At 68.5% G+C, this 17649-nt stretch carries 18 protein-coding genes; 11 read left to right on the forward strand and 7 right to left on the reverse strand.

From position 1 onward, the window contains the following. Positions 1-244: 244 nt before the first annotated feature. Positions 245-511, forward strand: a complete 267-nt coding sequence (locus HWY45_RS05170) for a double-stranded DNA-specific endonuclease (RefSeq protein ID WP_014896379.1) — start codon at positions 245-247, stop codon at positions 509-511. Between the two features lie 43 nt (positions 512-554). On the opposite strand, the gene HWY45_RS05175 is transcribed toward HWY45_RS05170, so the two are convergent. Continuing rightward, positions 555-1868, reverse strand: coding sequence for an ATP-binding protein (locus HWY45_RS05175; protein WP_059564479.1), 1314 nt, complete (start codon positions 1866-1868; stop codon positions 555-557). Beyond that, positions 1852-2577: a response regulator gene (locus HWY45_RS05180; RefSeq protein WP_059564478.1), complete on the reverse strand. Its 726-nt coding sequence runs from the start codon at positions 2575-2577 to the stop codon at positions 1852-1854. Before HWY45_RS05180 ends, HWY45_RS05175 begins: the two co-directional genes overlap by 17 nt. Before the next feature lie 224 nt (positions 2578-2801). On the opposite strand from HWY45_RS05180, the gene HWY45_RS05185 reads away from it, so the two are divergent. Then, on the forward strand, positions 2802-3353 hold the full coding sequence (locus HWY45_RS05185) for a Spy/CpxP family protein refolding chaperone (RefSeq protein ID WP_059564477.1): 552 nt from the start codon (positions 2802-2804) through the stop codon (positions 3351-3353). A 141-nt stretch (positions 3354-3494) separates the two neighbouring features. Here the strand turns inward: HWY45_RS05185 and HWY45_RS05190 are convergent, their stop codons facing one another. Next, positions 3495-4193 carry a pirin family protein gene (locus tag HWY45_RS05190; RefSeq protein ID WP_059883968.1) on the reverse strand — a complete coding sequence of 233 codons (699 nt, stop codon included), beginning with the start codon at positions 4191-4193 and terminating at the stop codon, positions 3495-3497. Between the two features lie 381 nt (positions 4194-4574). Between HWY45_RS05190 and HWY45_RS05195 the strand changes: the two genes are divergently transcribed. From HWY45_RS05195 to HWY45_RS05210, 4 genes are all read left to right on the forward strand, one after another. Next, positions 4575-5351, forward strand: coding sequence for an ABC transporter substrate-binding protein (locus HWY45_RS05195; RefSeq protein ID WP_059884023.1), 777 nt, complete (start codon positions 4575-4577; stop codon positions 5349-5351). Positions 5352-5531: 180 nt separating this feature from the next. Beyond that, entirely contained in the window at positions 5532-6221 is a 690-nt protein-coding gene (locus HWY45_RS05200; protein WP_017333842.1) for an ABC transporter permease, read from the forward strand. Continuing rightward, complete coding sequence (locus HWY45_RS05205) at positions 6218-6931, forward strand: ABC transporter permease (protein ID WP_059564475.1); 714 nt, start codon at positions 6218-6220, stop codon at positions 6929-6931. The genes HWY45_RS05200 and HWY45_RS05205 overlap by 4 nt, the downstream gene beginning before the upstream one ends. 18 nt (positions 6932-6949) lie before the next feature. After that, positions 6950-7729 (forward strand): ABC transporter ATP-binding protein, encoded by a 780-nt coding sequence (locus HWY45_RS05210; RefSeq protein WP_017333844.1) that lies wholly within the window; start codon positions 6950-6952, stop codon positions 7727-7729. Positions 7730-7789: 60 nt separating this feature from the next. Here the strand turns inward: HWY45_RS05210 and HWY45_RS05215 are convergent, their stop codons facing one another. Beyond that, the gene (locus HWY45_RS05215) at positions 7790-8302 is read right to left on the reverse strand and encodes a GNAT family N-acetyltransferase (RefSeq protein WP_059883969.1); all 513 of its coding nucleotides are present in this window, start codon (positions 8300-8302) and stop codon (positions 7790-7792) included. Between the two features lie 151 nt (positions 8303-8453). Between HWY45_RS05215 and HWY45_RS05220 the strand changes: the two genes are divergently transcribed. Together HWY45_RS05220 and HWY45_RS05225 are read left to right on the forward strand one after the other, a co-directional pair. Further along, a complete protein-coding gene (locus HWY45_RS05220; RefSeq protein WP_059884024.1) occupies positions 8454-9380 on the forward strand; it encodes a LysR family transcriptional regulator in 927 nt (308 codons plus the stop codon). A 521-nt stretch (positions 9381-9901) separates the two neighbouring features. Continuing rightward, entirely contained in the window at positions 9902-10984 is a 1083-nt protein-coding gene (locus HWY45_RS05225) for a porin (protein ID WP_059564503.1), read from the forward strand. Positions 10985-11109: 125 nt separating this feature from the next. On the opposite strand, the gene HWY45_RS05230 is transcribed toward HWY45_RS05225, so the two are convergent. After that, positions 11110-11448: a P-II family nitrogen regulator gene (locus HWY45_RS05230; protein WP_017333848.1), complete on the reverse strand. Its 339-nt coding sequence runs from the start codon at positions 11446-11448 to the stop codon at positions 11110-11112. A gap of 65 nt (positions 11449-11513) precedes the next feature. Beyond that, on the reverse strand, positions 11514-13214 hold the full coding sequence (locus HWY45_RS05235; protein ID WP_059564473.1) for an NAD+ synthase: 1701 nt from the start codon (positions 13212-13214) through the stop codon (positions 11514-11516). Positions 13215-13329: 115 nt separating this feature from the next. Between HWY45_RS05235 and HWY45_RS05240 the strand changes: the two genes are divergently transcribed. Next, positions 13330-14508, forward strand: coding sequence for a GNAT family N-acetyltransferase (locus HWY45_RS05240; protein WP_059564472.1), 1179 nt, complete (start codon positions 13330-13332; stop codon positions 14506-14508). A 59-nt stretch (positions 14509-14567) separates the two neighbouring features. Next, the gene (locus HWY45_RS05245) at positions 14568-15338 is read left to right on the forward strand and encodes a GIY-YIG nuclease family protein (RefSeq protein ID WP_059883970.1); all 771 of its coding nucleotides are present in this window, start codon (positions 14568-14570) and stop codon (positions 15336-15338) included. 55 nt (positions 15339-15393) lie between these two features. On the opposite strand, the gene ppa is transcribed toward HWY45_RS05245, so the two are convergent. Next, positions 15394-15921, reverse strand: coding sequence for an inorganic diphosphatase (gene ppa, locus HWY45_RS05250; RefSeq protein WP_010091037.1), 528 nt, complete (start codon positions 15919-15921; stop codon positions 15394-15396). Positions 15922-16202: 281 nt separating this feature from the next. Between ppa and HWY45_RS05255 the strand changes: the two genes are divergently transcribed. Further along, positions 16203-17642: an aldehyde dehydrogenase family protein gene (locus HWY45_RS05255; protein ID WP_059810743.1), complete on the forward strand. Its 1440-nt coding sequence runs from the start codon at positions 16203-16205 to the stop codon at positions 17640-17642. Positions 17643-17649 lie beyond the last annotated feature (7 nt).

A 17649-nucleotide genomic window follows, 5' to 3' on the forward strand; every position in this document is an offset into this window, starting at 1 on the left:
TGCGGCAGCGGACGAATCGGGCCCGGAGCGGGCTGGCGGCGGACGGATCGGCGCGGACACGCCGTTGCGCCGCGCACCGGCGCTCGACGTGCAGGCCCGAATTATGCCGCGATCCGGCGCGGCCGTGAACCCGCCCGCCGCCCGGCCGGCGAAACCGTGCGCCCGGTCAGGCGCCGAACCAGCCTAAGCGGGTATGATCGGGGCTGGCCCCTATAGGGATTGATCGACGAGCGGGAGGAAGGGAATGGCAGGAAACTTGGTGATCGTCTGCCGCGATCAGGATGCCGACGCGTTTTACGAGCTGATGCAGGAATACGGTTCGTTCCAGACGCGGCTGTCGTCGACGGCCTGGTACCTGAACATGAATATCGTGCCGGAATCGCTGCAGGAGGAAATCCTCGAGCGCCTCGGCCGGTATACGACTGTGTACATCTTCGAGGCCACCAGCGTGACCTACAACACGATCGACAGCAACGCCGCCGAGACGCTCGGCACGCTGTTCGGCGAATGACGCGCCGCGCGGCGGCCGGCCTCGCCGGCGCCGCGCGCCCCGCTCACGCGGCCTGCGCGTGCACTTCGTCCTTCGGCACCGCGTCGAACGGGAATTGCATCTCGACGCGCAGGCCGCCCTCCGGCCGATTGCCGATCTCGCACGTGCCGCCCAGCCGCAATACCAGCCGCTCGACGATCGCCAGGCCGAGGCCGCTGTGCCCGTTGCCGCCGCGCGCCGGGTCGAGGCGCACGAACGGGCGCGCGGCGGCCGCGAGATCGCGCGGCGCGATGCCGCCGCCGTGGTCGCTCACGGCCAGCACGTAGCCGGTCGCGGTGCGCTCGGTTTCCACGATGACGGGCGGCGCGCCGTACGCGTGCGCGTTGTCGAGCAGGTTCGACAGGATCCGGTCGAGCGTCGCGGTCGGCAGCCGGAAGCCCGGATCCGCCGCGAGACGGGTTTCGACCGCCGGCGCGTTCGGCGCGACCGCGCGATAGGTGCGCGCGACCCGCTCGCAGGCCTGGTCGACCGGCACCGGCTCGCTGCGGTCGCTGCCGCCGTGCGCGAACACGAGGAACTGGTCGACGATGTGCGACATCGAGTCGACATCGCGCACGACGCCGTCGCGCAGCCGCGCATCGTCCATCATCTCCGCGCGCAGGCGCATCCGCGCCAGCGGCGTGCGCAGGTCGTGCGCGACGCCGGCCAGCATCACCGCGCGGTCGTTCTCGGTGCGCGACACCTGCTCCACCATCTGGTTGAAGCCGCGCGTGAGCTGGCGCAGCTCGCGCGGGCCGCGCTCGCGCACCGGCGGCACCGGCTGGCCGCGGCCGAAGCGGGCAACCGCGCGCGCGAGCGAGCGCAGCGGCTGCTGCAGCTGCCACGCCGCGAACAGCGCGGCGACCACGCCGGCCGAAAAGATCGTCCCGAGCCAGATCAGCATCCGGTCGAGCGAGCGCGGCGGCCGCAGCGGCTGCACCGGCACGACGATCCAGTTTCTGTCGCTCGGCTCCTTGACCCACAGCACGGGCGGATGGCCGGGCGTGCCGATCTCGACCCGCGTGCCGGCCGGCATCCGGTCGCTCACGTCGTCGCGGAAGCGCTTGAGCGGCGGCGGCAGCTTGTCGTCCGGCGCCGGCACGTCCGGGCTGTCGGGCGGGACGAGCCGCACGCGCGACGGCAGCGGCTGGTCCGGCGTGCGGGCGACGTGCTGGCGCACCGCGTCGACCAGGAACGCAGCCTCCTCGACCGCGTAGCGCGTCTGCATCTGGTTGCGCTCGAGCCGCATCGCGAAATACCACGCGAAGTGCGACAGCAGCAGCACCCCGACGACCAGCAGCGCCAGCCGCCCGAACAGCGAATCAATGGGCTTGCGCATGGGCCTCGCCGTCGGGCACGAACACGTAGCCGCGCCCGCGCACCGTCTGGATGAAGCGCGGCGTCGACGGATCCGACTCGAGGATGCGGCGCAGGCGCCACACCTGAACGTCGATGCCGCGGTCGGTGCCGTCGTATTCGGGGCCGTGCAGCAGCTCGAGCAGCCGCTCGCGCGTGAGCGTGCGCAGCGCGTGGTTCACGAAGATCTTCAGCAGCGCGAATTCGCTGCTCGACAGCGTCGCCGGCTTGCCGTCCACCGACAGCGTGCGCGCCTGGAAATCGAGCACGAAGCGGCCGAACGCGTACGGCTCGCGCTGTTCGGGCGCGGCGGCCGACGGCGTCGCGCGGCGGCGCCGCAGCACCGCCTGGATGCGCGCGAGCAGCTCGCGCGGGTTGAACGGCTTGCCGAGGTAGTCGTCCGCGCCGAGTTCGAGCCCGACGATGCGGTCGACATCGTCGGCGCGCGCGGTCAGCATGATCACGGGGATGTCGTCGCCGGCCGCGCGCAGTTGCCGCAGCGCGGTGAGGCCGTCCACGCCCGGCATCATCAGGTCCAGCACGATCAGGTCGGGGCGCTCGCGCTCGAGACGCTTCTCGAGCGTCGCCGCGTCATGCAGCACGGACACCTCCATGCCCTGGCGAACGAGGTAGTCGCGCAACAGGTCGCGCAGTTCTTGGTCGTCGTCGACGATGAGGATCTGGGTAGTCATGGCTCGAAGTTTACCGCGCAAGCGCAGCCGCAAAGAACGCTACAAAGGGATGAAAGGGTTACTGCGGATTACCGCGCAAGGGAACTGTAATGCGCGGTAAACCCGCCGACGGCCGCCGTAACACCCGCCGCCGGACGCGCCGCTAACCTCCGTCTTACCGGATGCGGCCCCGTGCTCCCGCCCGCTGCCGCATCGCCGGACCCTTTCGAACAGGAGTTTCTGAAATGTATAAGAAGACATCCCGGGTGGCCATGGCCGCCGCTACCGTGCTCGCTCTCGCATTCGGCGCCGCCCATGCGGCCCCGCCGGCCGACGCGCCGCCGCCCGGCGGCCCGGGCATGCACCCGATGCACGAACACGGCGGCGGCCCGTTCGGCGCGATCCTGCGCCTGCACGACCAGCTGAAGCTCACGGCCGCCCAGGAGCAGCAGTGGCAGGCCGCGGTCAACACGATGAAGCAGAACCGCGACGCGATGCACAAGGGGCACGAGCAGATGCGCGAGCAGTTCAAGGCGCAGCAGAACCAGCCGATCCTCGACCTGAACGCGATGCACGCGGCGCGCCAGCAGGCCGAGCAGCAGAACGCGCAGTTGCGCGAGCAGACGTCGGCCGCCTGGCTCGCGTTCTACAACGGCCTGAACGACCAGCAGAAGACGACGGTCAGCACCGCGATCAAGCAGCAGTACGCGCGGATGGAGCAGCGCCGCGAGAAGATGAAGGAGCGCTGGGAACAACACCGCCAGGCCGGCAAGGCCGCATCGGCGCCGGCGCAGTAAGCCGGCGGGCCCGCCGCGCGTCCCGGCGCGGCGGGCATGCGGACGCGCCCCGGCGGCCGTGCGGAGGCGCCCCCGTTATGCTCTTCACGCCCCGATAATCGGGGTTTTGGCCAGCCGGGCCCGGCATGATTTCCGCCCCGTTCAGGCGAGATCGAACAGCAGCACCTCGGCGTCCCGGCCGTGCGCGAGCGCGACCGCTTCCACTCCGGCGATCCGCGCGCCGTCGCCGCTGTCCAACGGCTCGCCGTTGACCGCCACCGCGCCGCGCGCAACATGCACATATACCCGGCGGCCCGCCGGCACGTCGAGCACCGCCCGCTCGTCGCCGTCGATCAGCCCCGCGTGGATCCGCGCGTCCGCGCGCATCGACACCGAACCGTCCTGCCCGTCCGGCGACGCGATCAGGCGCAGCCGGCCGCGCTTCTCGTGCGCCGCGAAGTGCTTTTCCTCGTAGCCCGGCCGGCCGCCCGGCGCGGTCGGCAGCAGCCAGATCTGCAGCAGATGCAGCGGCCGGTCGCGCGACGCGTTGGTTTCGCTGTGCACGACGCCCGTGCCGGCGCTCATCCGCTGCACGTCCCCGGGCCGGATGATCGACCCGTTGCCCATGCTGTCGCGGTGCGCGAGCGCGCCGTCGAGCACATACGTGACGATCTCCATGTCGCGGTGCGGATGCATGCCGAAACCGCGGGTCGGCGCGATCCGGTCGTCGTTCAGCACGCGCAGCGCGCCGAACTGGCGGTGCGCGTCGTCGCGATAGTCGGCGAACGAGAAGCTGTGGCGGGATTCGAGCCAGCCATGATTGGCATAGCCGCGATCGGCGGCGCGGCGGATCTGGAACATGGAGCGCTCCGTGCGATGTTTTCGAGATGCCGCCAATGTAGGAGTTTGCCGGAATCGCAACAATCCACCCGCGCGCACCGCATCGTTGCACGCCTGGAACCAATTCCAGGCCGATTCGTTGCGACTTCAACGACCGCCGCAACGGCGAACGCGTTCCGGGCCCGCGGCGTGGTCCGCCGCCAACGGAATCGCGCGCAAGCGTGCCGCAGCGCTGCCGGGGTAGCGCGTTCGGGTAAAATACCGCGCTTTTGGCGCCCGCCCATGCGGCGGTTGCCGCCGCCAGGCCGCCGAACGCGAATTTTGGCTATCTAGAATACGGCGCGGCGCACGGCCCGACAGGCCCGGCGCACCGCCCCGGAATCTCAGTATCAAAGGATGGAAATGAAGAAGGCCGCCCTGTGCGCCGCCCTCGCCCTCGTGGCGGGCAGCGCCATCGCGAAGGAGTGGAAGACCGTGCGGATCGGCGTCGACGCCAGCTACCCGCCGTTCGAGTCGACCGCGCCGAGCGGCGAGATCGTCGGTTTCGACGTCGATCTCACCAAGGAAATCTGCAAGCGGATCAATGTCAAATGCGTGTGGGTGGCGCAGGATCTCGACGGAATCATCCCGGCGCTCAAGGCGAAGAAGTACGACATCATCGTGTCGTCGCTGACCGTGACGGACAAGCGCCGCGAGCAGATCGACTTCTCCGCCAAGGTGTACGACGCGCCCGCGCGCATGATCGCGAAGACCGGCTCGCCGCTGCTGCCGACCGTCGCGTCGCTGAAAGGCAAGCGCGTCGGCGTCGAGCAGGGTTCGACGCAGGAAACCTACGCAAAGGCGTACTGGGAACCCCAGGGCGTGACGGTCGTTCCGTACCAGAACCAGGACCAGGTCTACGCCGATCTCGGCTCGGGCCGCCTCGACGCGACGCTGCAGGACGAGCTGCAGGCCGACTACGGCTTCCTGCGCACGCCGCGCGGCAAGGGCTTTGCGTTCGCCGGGCCGGAAGTGAAGGATCCGAAGACGATCGGCGACGGCACCGCGATCGGCCTGCGCAAGGAGGACACCGACCTGAAGCTCAAGATCAATCAGGCGCTGGCCGACATGCACAAGGACGGCACGTACGACCGTCTGTCGCACAAGTATTTCGCGTTCAGCGTCTACTCCGCCCGCTGAGCGCCGGAGCAGAATAGGCAGTCAAACCACGCGCCGCCCGCACCCTCGCCCGCCGCCACCCGCGGCCGGCGAGCCCGGCGCCCCCGCCGGGGCGGACGGTCATGATACGCACGGGGCGTTCCGCGCAGGATGCGGGGCGCGTCTTTCGCGGCGCACCGGGTGCGCCGTCAAGGACCACATATGTTTCTTCAAGGTTACGGCCCGCTGATCCTCGCAGGCACCTGGCAAACCGTCAAACTGGCGGTGCTCTCGCTCGCGCTGTCGTTCCTCCTGGGCCTCCTCGGCGCGGGCGCGAAGCTGTCCCGCAACCGCGTCACGAACGGCATCGGCACCGTCTACACGACGCTGATCCGCGGCGTGCCCGACCTCGTGCTGATGCTGCTGCTGTTCTACAGCATCCAGATCTGGCTGAACCAGCTGACCGACCTCGCGGGCTGGGACCAGATCGACATCGACCCGTTCCTCGCCGGCGTGCTCGTGCTCGGCTTCATCTACGGCGCATACTTCACCGAAACCTTCCGCGGCGCGTTCCTGTCGGTGCCGCGCGGCCAGCTCGAGGCCGGCAGCGCGTACGGGATGACCAACTGGCAGGTGTTCTCGCGCATCATGTTTCCGCAGATGATGCGCTTCGCGCTGCCGGGCATCGGCAACAACTGGCAGGTGCTCGTGAAATCCACCGCGCTGGTGTCGATCATCGGCCTCGCCGATGTCGTGAAGGCGTCGCAGGACGCCGGCAAGGGCACGCTGCGGTTCTTCTTCTTCACGCTGATCGCGGGGGCGGTCTACCTGGCCATCACGACGATCTCGAACTTCGTGCTGATGTGGCTTGAAAAGCGCTATTCGACCGGCGTTCGCAAGGCAGACCTATGATCGACCTCATCCAAGAATACTGGCGCAACTATCTCTTCACCGACGGCTATCGCGTCACCGGCGTCGCGATCACGCTGTGGCTGCTCGTCGTGTCGATCGGGATCGGCTTCTGCCTATCGGTGCCGCTCGCGGTCGCGCGCGTGTCGAAGAAGAAATGGCTGTCGGGCGCGGTGTGGCTCTACACGTACGTGTTCCGCGGCACGCCGCTCTACGTGCAATTGCTGCTGTGCTACACGGGCCTCTACAGCCTGCAGGCCGTGCGCGGCACGCCGATGCTCGACGCGTTCTTCCGCGAAGGAATGAACTGCACGCTGCTCGCGTTCACGCTGAACACCTGCGCGTACACGACCGAGATCTTCGCGGGCGCGATCAAGGCGACCACCTACGGCGAGATCGAGGCCGCGCGCGCGTACGGCATGTCGACCTTCACGATGTACCGCCGCGTGATCCTGCCGTCGGCGCTGCGCCGCGCGCTGCCGCTGTACAGCAACGAGGTGATCCTGATGCTGCACGCGACGACGGTGGCATTCACCGCGACCGTGCCGGACATCCTGAAGATCGCGCGCGACGTCAACTCGGCGACCTACATGTCGTTCCATGCGTTCGGCATCGCCGCACTGCTCTACCTCGCGATCTCGTTCACGCTCGTGTGGCTGTTCCGCCAGGCCGAGCGCCGCTGGCTCGCGTATCTGCGCCCGCAAGGCAAGTAAGTTTCCGCAGGACTATTGATGAATTCCCAGACTCAGAAGCTTTTCGTCGACGACCTCCACAAGCGGTACGGCAGCAACGAAGTGCTCAAGGGCGTGTCCCTGAAGGCGAACGCGGGCGACGTGATCAGCGTGATCGGCTCGTCCGGCTCCGGCAAGAGCACGATGCTCCGCTGCATCAACTTCCTCGAGCAGCCGAACGCGGGCCGCATCGTCGTCGACGGCGAGGAAGTGCGCACCGTGCCCGACAAGACCGGCGCGCTGCGCGCCGCCGAGCCGAAGCAGCTGCAGCGCGTGCGCACCAAGCTCGCGATGGTGTTCCAGCACTTCAACCTGTGGTCGCACATGAACGTGCTCGAGAACGTGATGGAAGCGCCCGTCAACGTGCTGAAGCTGAGCAAGCGCGAAGCCGAGGAGCGCGCGCGCGAATATCTCGAGAAGGTCGGCCTCGCGCCGCGCGTCGAGAAGCAGTATCCGTCGCATCTGTCGGGCGGCCAGCAGCAGCGCGTCGCGATCGCGCGGGCGCTGGCGATGCACCCGGACGTGATGCTGTTCGACGAGCCGACCTCCGCGCTCGATCCGGAACTCGTCGGCGAAGTGCTGAAGGTGATGCAGAAGCTCGCCGAGGAAGGCCGCACGATGATCGTCGTCACGCACGAGATGGGTTTCGCGCGCAACGTGTCGAATCATGTGATGTTCCTGCACCAGGGGCGCGTCGAAGAGGAAGGCGTGCCGTCCGACGTGTTCGCGAACCCGAAGAGCGAGCGCCTGCGCCAGTTCCTGTCGGGCAGCCTCAAGTAAGCCGCAGCGGCTCACGCCGTCGTGCAAACGGGCGCCTCGCGGCGCCCGTTTTCGTTTGCCTTATGCGCCAGCCGCAGGTAACGCGTCGGCAGGCGCGGCGTCGGCGAACGCGCGCAATGCGTCGCCCGCGAGCCGGTAGCGCACCCATTCGCTTTGCGGCGCCGCGCCGACGCGCTCGTAGAAGCGGATCGCCGGCTCGTTCCAGTCGAGCACGCTCCACTCGAAGCGCCCGCAGCCCGTGTCGACCGCGATCCGCGCGAGCGCCCTCAGCAAGCGCAGGCCGGCCCCCGCGCCACGAAAGCGCGGCGATACGTACAGATCCTCCAGATACAGCCCCTGCCGGCCGAGCCACGTCGAGTACGACAGGAAATACACCGCGAAGCCCGCCGGCTCGCCGTCGACCTCGCAGATCAGCGCGCGCGCCGGCGACGCGTCGCCGAACAGGCTGCGCTCGATCGATTCGACGGTCGCGACCACCTGATCCTCGGCTTTCTCGTAGATCGCCAGCTCGGTAATGAAGCGCAGGATCTGCGGCGCGTCGGCGACGCTGGCGGAACGGATGTCGGTATGCATGTAAAGGGCCCTCCCCGGCCGGATGATGCAGGCTGCGGCGCCGCGCTGGTTCGCGCTGGTTCGCGCTGGTTCGCGCTGGCGCCGATGAAGACGTCATGCTACGTTCGTCGTGCCACTGCAGGAAGTGCAGTTTCTTCATCCCGAACTGAACATGATGCATCCCGACCTGCGTCGCCTCGACCTGAACCTGCTGCTCGTCTTCGACGCGCTGTACCGCCACCGCTCGGTCGCCGCGGCCGCGCACGAGCTGGCGATGAGCCCGTCCGCGCTGAGCCACGCGCTTGCGCGGCTGCGCGCGGCGATCGGCGACGCGCTGTTCGTGCGGCTCGGCAACGAGATGCAGCCGACCGTGCGCGCCGACGACATCGCGGCCTGGGCCGGCGACGCGCTCGACGCGATGTCGAAGGGGCTCGCGCGCGCCCGCCGCTTCGACCCCGCACAGAGCGAGCGCACCTTCGTGTTCGCGGCGACCGACTACACCGCGTTCGCGGTGCTGCCCGCGCTGATCGCGCGAATCCAGCATGTCGCGCCGCAGCTGCGGCTGCGCGTCGTCCACTCCGACCGCAAGATCTCGACCGACGAACTCGCGGCCGGCCGCATCGATTTCGCGCTCGGCTATCACGAGGACACCGCGGCCGACACGCCGGGCATCGAGGAATTCGACTGGTTCTCCGACGACTACGTCGTGATCGCGAGCGCCAGCCATCCGTCGATCCACCGGCGCCTCACGCTCGAGCAGTACCTCGCGGCGCGGCACGTGGTCGTCACGCCGTGGAACGAGACGCGCGGCGTGGTCGACTACGTGCTCGACCGCCTCGGGCTCGCGCGGCAGGTCGCTGTGCAGCTGCCGACGGTGCTCGCCGCGCCGTTCATCATCGCGGAATCGGGCCTGCTGATGACCGTGCCGAACCGGGCCGCGCAGGCGCTGCGCCACGCCGCGCCGATCCATATCTTTCCGGCGCCGTTCGAGATCCCGCGCTACACGGTGAAGATCTATTCGCATGCGAAGCACGCGCGCACCGACGCGCATCGCTGGCTCCGCGCGCAACTGCTCGAAGCGCGGCCGGCCGGCGCGTAGCGCCCGCGCGCCGATGCGTTACGCAGGGTGGCGCGGCGCGCGCCATCATGACGAATTCCTGACCAATCAACCGCTTACGCCTCCGCCCCAATTGCGTCAATAGTGGCAATCCTTGACGCATCTTTCCGCAAACCGTGTCTCCCTTGGCGCTCAAGGCTTTGCCGTCGATCCGGCGGGCTCGCGCGCACCGCCGCGGATCGTGTTGCATGGCAATTTGGCGACATGTGTTAGTCAAACAACGATTTCAATCGCCACAAAATTGTATTTTTGCTAAATTAGTAACCAAAGTAGCAAAACGAAGTTCGTGAAATGTAGTTTAGCTTCACGACAACAAGGAGACCCCGCGATGCCGACCCGGCTGCGCGGGCCCGCTCAACGGCAATCCCGTCCGTGTATGCCCGCGTGTCACGCCTGACCGGCCGCGCACGAGGTCTCCCTGGTTATCCCGCTTTTGCCCGACGCTCGCCGCGCCGGGCATCTCGTGCAGTTCTGGGTTGACTTTTTGACAGGGTATGGAGGAGATGATGAAGAAAGCTTTGGTCGCCGCAGCGCTGATGGCTGCAGGAGTGGCAGCGCACGCGCAAAGCAGCGTCACGCTGTACGGCCGTCTCGATGCCGGCATCGAGTACATGAACGGGATGCAGAACGGCTCCCGCTGGCGCGCGGAAAGCGGCGACTGGGGCACGAGCCTGTGGGGCCTGAAGGGCTCCGAGGACATCGGCGGCGGCAACAAGGTGGTCTTCAAGCTCGAAGGCAGCTTCGACACGATGAGCGGCGCGGGCCCGGGCGCCGGCAGCCTCTGGAATCGCTGGGCGACGATCGGTGTCGCGAACGACAAGTACGGCACGCTGCTGTTCGGCCGCGAACTGGCGATCGCGAACGGCGTGTGGGACTTCGACCCGTTCGGCCAGTCGGCCTGGTCGACGGCGTCGCTGGTACGCGGCCGCAACTGGAACAAGACCAGCAACAACATTTCGTATCAGTCGCCGCAGCTCTACGGCTTCGACTTCTACGGCCAGTTCGCGCTGTCGAACTCGACGAGGTTCAACGGCAACACCGACCCGAAGCAGGATGGCCGGGCTGCGGGCGCACAGATCACCTACACGAACGCGCTGTTCCAGCTGCGCGGCATCTACGACGAAGTGCGTGACGCGAACGGCCGGTTCTCCGACGTTTACCGCTACTCGCGCGAATACTTCTTCGGCGCGAACATGTTCCTCGGCCAGTTCAAGCTGCAGGCGGCCTATCAGGCATCGCGCGCCGACGGCGCGGGCACGCCGGCCGGCAATGTCGGCGTAACGGCCACCGACCAGGTCTGGGGCGGCGTGACGTGGCAAGCCACCCCGGCTGCCGCGCTGATCGCGGCCGTGTATCACGTGAACACGAACCACGGCGGCGGCAATGCGAACATCTACACGCTCGGCGGCACGTACAACCTGTCGAAGCGCACGCTGCTCGACTTCCAGGTCGCGACGGCCCGCAACAGCAAGAGCGCGAACTTCGGCCTGAACGCGAACAATGCGGGCACCGACGTCGCGAGCGGCAACCCGCGGCTCGGCGGCAGCCAGACCGGCTTCTACGCCGGCATCCAGCACCTGTTCTGATCGGGGCGACCCTCACTCAACAACGCAATTCGATTACGTTTTCCACGCTGCTGCGAGAGGCGCGTATCGGTGCGGTACCCGGCAGGGTATCGCACCGTTTTTTATGGGTGCGTGCGCAGGCGGCGTCAGACCGCCGCTTCGTTTTCCTCGCCGGTGCGAATGCGGATCACCCGCTCGACGTCCGACACGAAGATCTTGCCGTCGCCGATCTTGCCGGTGCGCGCGGCGCCGATCACCGCGTCGATCACCTGGTCGACCTGCCCTTCCGCGACCACCACCTCGATCTTCATCTTCGGCAGGAAGTCGACGACGTATTCCGCGCCGCGATACAGCTCGGTATGCCCCTTCTGGCGGCCGAAGCCCTTCACCTCGGTCACGGTCAGGCCCGTCAGGCCGACCTCGGCGAGCGCCTCGCGGACTTCGTCCAGCTTGAACGGCTTGATGATGGCGGTGATGCGTTTCATGGTGGTTGTCCCTCAATGCTCGTTTGGATGAAAACCCGTGGGCCCGATTCTACGCCGCGCGCGGCTCAATCGAGGCGCTCGGTGAAGCGTGACGTGATGGGGTAGCGCCAGTCGCGGCCGAACGCGCGATGCGTGACGCGGATGCCGATCGGCGCCTGGCGGCGCTTGTATTCGTTGATCTTGATGAGCCGGGTGACGCGCGCCACGTCGGCCTCGGCATAGCCGGCCGCGACGATCTCGGCGAGCGGGCGGTCCTCCTCCATGTACATCCGCATGATCGCGTCGAGCACGTCGTACGGCGGCAGGCTGTCCTGGTCGGTCTGGTTCTCGCGCAGCTCGGCGGACGGCGCGCGCGTCAGGATCCGCTCGGGGATGATGTCGCGGGTGCCGTAGTCGGCCGCCGCGTTGCGGTAGTGGCAGAGCCGGTAGACGAGCGTCTTCGCGATGTCCTTGATCACCGCGAAGCCGCCGGCCATGTCGCCGTACAGCGTGCAGTAGCCGACCGCCATCTCGCTCTTGTTGCCGGTCGTCAGCACGATCGAGCCGAACTTGTTCGACAGCGCCATCAGCAGCGTGCCGCGGATGCGCGCCTGGATGTTCTCCTCGGTCGCGTCCTCGGCGAGGCCCGCGAAATCGCCCGCGAGCGCCGCGCGGAATGCATCGAACATCGGCGCGATCGCGATCTCGTCGTAGCGCACGCCGACGCGCCGCGCCATCTCGGCCGCGTCGGTCGTCGAGATGTCGGCCGTGAAGCGCGACGGCATCATCACCGCGCGCACCCGCTCGGGGCCGAGCGCGTCGCACGCAATCGCAAGCACCAGCGCGGAATCGACGCCGCCCGACAGGCCGATGATCGCGCCCGGGAAGCCGTTCTTGCCGATGTAGTCGCGCACGCCCATCACGAGCGCGCGATACACCTGCGCCTCCAGCGGCAGTTCCGGCGCGATCGCGCCGGGCAGCGGCCGCGCGCCGTCGAAGGCGACGATCGCGTGCCCTTCCTCGAACTGCGGCATCTTCGCGACCAGCTCGCCCGCGGCGTCGAGCACGAACGAGCCGCCGTCGAACACGAGCTCGTCCTGCGCGCCGACGAGGTTCACGTACACCATCGGCAGCCCCGTCTCGCGGATGCGCGCGCGCAGGATGTCCATGCGCACCGCTTCCTTGTTCATGTGATACGGGGAGCCGTTCGGGATCAGCAGCACCTGCGCGCCGGCCGCCTTCGCGATCTGCGCGGCCGACGCGTGCCATGCGTCCTCGCAGATCACCACGCCGTACTTCACGCCGTTCAGCTCGAACACGAACGGCTCGGCGTCGGTCGCGAAATAGCGCTTCTCGTCGAACACCTCGGCGTTCGGCAGGTCCTGCTTGCGATAGGTGCCGACGATCTCGCCGCCGACGATCAGCGACGCCGCGTTGTAGGTATCGGACGGCGGCACGCCGCGCTCGATCGGGCGGTTTGCATTACCATCGACGCCTGGCCCGCCCGCGTCGCACGCCCGCAACGGATGGCCGACCAGCACCGCGAGCCCGTCGAACGCCTTCAGCTCGGCAGCGAGCTCGGCGAGCGCCGTGGCCGACGCCGCGTAGAACGCGGGACGCAGCAGCAGGTCTTCGGGCGGATAGCCGGACAGCGCGAGTTCGGGTGCGATCATCAACTGCGCACCATCGTTGTGCGCGGCGCGCGCGGCCGCGACGATCCGCGCGACATTGCCGGCGAAATCGCCGACGGTGACGTTGATTTGAGCGAGTGCGATACGGGTCATCATGACGGGATCGGCGCTGCCACGAGGCGCGCCATGAACGGCTGACGAAATCGTCCCGGGCGCCTGCCGCCGCTGGCGGCGCGCATCCGGCGACATCCAACGGTACGGATTCACACGGTTGAAACACGAACGCATCGATTATCGCACGGGCATCCTGTCGTCCCCGGCCGAGGTGCCGGCCGACGAATGGAACGCGCTGCTCGCCCGCGACCCGCACCCGACGCCGTTCCTGCGCCACGAGTTCCTCGACGCGCTGCACGTCGCGCGCTGCGCGGTCGACGACACCGGCTGGTCGCCGCGCTTCGTCACGCTGACCGACGAGCGCACGGGCCGGCTCGCGGCCGCCACGCCCGTCTACCTGAAGAGCCATTCGTACGGCGAATACGTGTTCGACTGGGCATGGGCCGACGCGTACCAGCGCAATGGCGTCCCCTACTACCCGAAACTGCTGTGCGCGGTGCCGTTCACGCCGGTGCAGGGCGCGCGGCTGCTCGCCGTCGACGACGCGGCGCGCCGCCGCCTCGCGGCGACGCTGCTCGCGCTCGCCGAGCAGAGCGACGTGTCGTCGCTGCACGTACTGTTCCCGACCGAGCCCGAGGCGCAGCTGTTCGACTCGATGGGGATGATGCTGCGTCAGGGCGTGCAGTTCCACTGGGTCAACGACGGCTATCGCAGCTTCGACGATTTCCTCGGCACGCTCGAGCAGAAGAAGCGCAAGAACATCCGCGCCGAACGCCGCAAGGTGCGCGACGCGGGCGTGACGTTCCGGCGCCTCACCGGCGACGCGATCGGCGATGCCGACTGGCGCTTCTTCTCGCGCTGCTACCGGCAGACCTATCGCGAGCACTATTCGAGCCCGTACCTGAACCTCGACTTCTTCCGCGCGATCGGCGCGACGATGCCGGAGAACCTGCTGCTCGTGATCGCGGAAGCCGACGGCAAGCCGATCGCGAGCGCGCTCGCGGTCTACCAGCGCGACGCGCAGGGCGGCGGCACGCTGTACGGCCGCTACTGGGGCGCGCTCGAGCACGTGCCGTGCCTGCACTTCGAAACCGCGTACTACCAGCTGCTCGAGTTCTGCATCGACGCGGGGCTCGACACGTTCGAAGGCGGCGCGCAGGGCGAGCACAAGCTCGCGCGCGGCTTCCTGCCGACCGTCACGCATTCCGCGCACTGGCTCGCGCATCCGGCGTTCTCGGACGCGGTGTCGCGCTTCCTCGAACGCGAGACGGATCATATCCACGCGTATGTCGACGAGCTGCGCGACCACGATCCGTTCAAGCGCGGCGCGGATTAGCGCGCGACGCGCGCGTTTTCTGAGACACTGGCGCCTTCGCCGCATTTCGCTGCCCCGTCATGTCCTGGTTCCTGTATCTGATCGAATGCGCCGACGGCAGCGTCTACACCGGCATCACGACCGATGTCGCCGCGCGCTTCGACGAACACGCGGCCGGCAAAGGCGCGCGCTACACGCGCTCGCGCAAGCCGCGCGCGGTGCTCGCGTCGTTCCCGCTCGCCGACCGCTCGAGCGCGTCGCGCGCCGAGTATTGGGTCAAGCAGTTGAGCCCGAAGCAGAAGCGCGAGCTGGCCGCGGGCATGCGGACGCTCGAGTCGGTGCTGCCGGTCGTGGTCGAGGTCGAGGTCGACGCGGGCACGGAGGATGCGGCCGAGACGGCCAGCGGAGCGCGCAAGCGCGCGAACGGCGGCACGCGGGCGGCTGGAGCGCGTCGCAAGCGGGCCGCGGTTGCGGATGCGATGGCGGAGGACGCGCCTGTCGCCGTGACGGCCGGGACGGACGGTTCGAACGATGTGTTGCCGAAACGCGGCCGTACTCCGGCAAAGGCCGCGCCGACACGCGTGAACAAGGCTGCGAAGGCCGCGACGAAAAAGATCGCGGCGCCCGCTGGCGCAGCTGCGGACTCGAACGCCGCCGCGCCGAAACGCAGCCGTGCCGCGGCAATCACCTCATCGCCCGTTGCGAGTCCGGCCATCAAGACCAGGCCGACACGTCGGCCGGCATCGAAGAAGAACGACGCAGCGAGCCCGGTCGCCACGGCACCATCCCCCGCCTCCGCACCGAAGACGAAGAAAACCGCCCGCACAAAACAAAACCGCGCGGCCTCCTGAGGAGACACGCGCGGTTGCGCATCGAACGGACCGGCCGTGTCGGCCGGCGCGCCGCTTACTTCTTGTAGTTCGCGGCGCCGTCGGTGATTTCCTTGTGCGCGGCGTCGATGCCGGCCCAGCCCTCGACCTTCACCCACTTGCCCTTCTCGAGCGCCTTGTACTGCTCGAAGAAGTGCTTGATCTGATCCTTCAGGTACTCGGGCACGTCGTCGATCGACTTCAGGTTCGCCGTCATCGGGCAGACCTTGTCGTGCGGCACCGCGACCAGCTTCGCGTCGACGCCCGACTCGTCGGTCATCTGCAGCATGCCCAGCGCGCGCGAACGCACGATCGAGCCGGCCAGCAGCGGGAACGGCGTGATCACCAGCACGTCGACCGGGTCGCCGTCACCCGACAGCGTCTGCGGGATGTAGCCGTAGTTCACCGGGTAGCGCATGCCCGTGCCGATGAAGCGGTCGACGACGAGGAGGCCCAGCTCCTTGTCCGCTTCGTACTTCACCGGGTCGCTTTGCGCGGGAATCTCGATGATGACGTTGAAATCTTGCGGCAAGTCCTTGCCGGCCGGAACATGGTTGAAGCTCATGAGCGTTCTCTGTTGGTCGAAGGGAATTCGGGACAGGGCACGCCGCGGGCGACGCGCGCACCGCCGGCATGTCCGGAAAGAATGCGCCATTATAGCCAATCGACCGGTGGCGTCCGGATGACGAACGGCGCGATAATCGCGCTGATCGTCCGGCCGTCGAACAACACGCAGCATTGCACGGGAGCGGAGCGGGCCCCAGGATGCACGCTCCGATCAATCGCGAAGCATGGGCAGGCACCGGCGCAGAAGCGCCGCGCCCGCCCGCAGTGACAGGAGCAGGCATGGAAGAGGCGAAGCATTTCATCGCGGGCGAGTGGACCCTTCCCGCGCAACTGGAAACGATCCCGGTCATCGATCCGTCCGACGGCCAGCCGTTCGCGGCGATCGCGCGCGGCTCCGCCGCCGACGTCGAGCGCGCGGTGGCCGCGGCCCGCGACGCGTTCTCGGGCGCTTGGGGCGCCGCGAGCGCCGCCGAGCGCGGCCGCGTGCTGCAACGGCTGTCGGCACTCGTCATGGCCCACCTCGAGGAACTCGCCGCGCTCGAGGCGCGCGACACCGGCAAGCCGCTGCGGCAGGCGCGCGCCGACGCCGCCGCGCTCGCGCGCTACTTCGAGTTCTACGCGGGCGCCGCCGACAAGCTGCACGGCGAAACCCTCCCCTATCAGGCCGGCTACATGGTGCTGACGGTGCGCGAGCCGCACGGCGTCACCGGCCACATCGTGCCGTGGAACTACCCGATGCAGATCTTCGGGCGCAGCGTCGGCGCGGCGCTCGCGGCCGGCAACGCGTGCGTCGTCAAGCCGGCCGAGGATGCGTGCCTGTCGGTGCTGCGCGTCGCGACGCTGGCCGCCGAAGCGGGGCTGCCGGCCGGCGCGCTCAACATCGTCACCGGCTACGGCCACGAGGCGGGCGCGGCGCTCGCCCGCCATCCGGACGTCAATCACATCTCGTTTACCGGCTCGCCCGCGACCGGCAAGCTCGTCGCGCAGATGGCCGCGGAGAACCACGTGCCCGTCACGCTCGAACTCGGCGGCAAGTCGCCGCAGATCGTGTTCGCGGACGCCGATCTCGACGCCGCGCTGCCGGTGCTCGTCAACGCGATCGTGCAGAACGGCGGGCAGACCTGCTCGGCCGGCAGCCGCGTGCTGGTCGAGCGCGCGGTGTACGAGCCGCTCGTCGACCGGCTCGCGACCGCGTTCAACGCGCTGAAGGTCGGCCCGAGCCGCGCGGATCTCGACTGCGGCCCGCTGATCAACGCGAAGCAGCAGCAGCGCGTGTGGGATTTCCTGTCCGACGCGCAGCACGACGGCATCCCGATGGCCGCGCACGGCCAGGTCGTGCCGGACGCGCCCGAAACCGGCTTCTACCAGGCGCCCGCCTTGCTGCGCGACGTGCCGCCGACGCACCGGCTCGCGCAGGAAGAGGTGTTCGGCCCGGTGCTCGCCGCGATGCGCTTCGCCGACGAGGACGAGGCGGTCGCACTCGCGAACGGCACGCCATACGGGCTGGCCGCGGGCGTGTGGACGCGCGACGGCGCGCGCCAGCTGCGCCTCGCGCGGCGCATCCGCGCGGGCCAGGTGTTCGTCAACAACTACGGCGCGGGCGGCGGCGTCGAGCTGCCGTTCGGCGGCATCGGCCACTCGGGCCACGGCCGCGAGAAGGGCTTCGAGGCGCTGTACGGCTTCACGGTGCTCAAGACCATCGCGATCCGGCACGGCTGATTGCGCG

The organism is Burkholderia stagnalis, assembly GCF_902830275.1.
Lineage (GTDB): Bacteria > Pseudomonadota > Gammaproteobacteria > Burkholderiales > Burkholderiaceae > Burkholderia > Burkholderia stagnalis.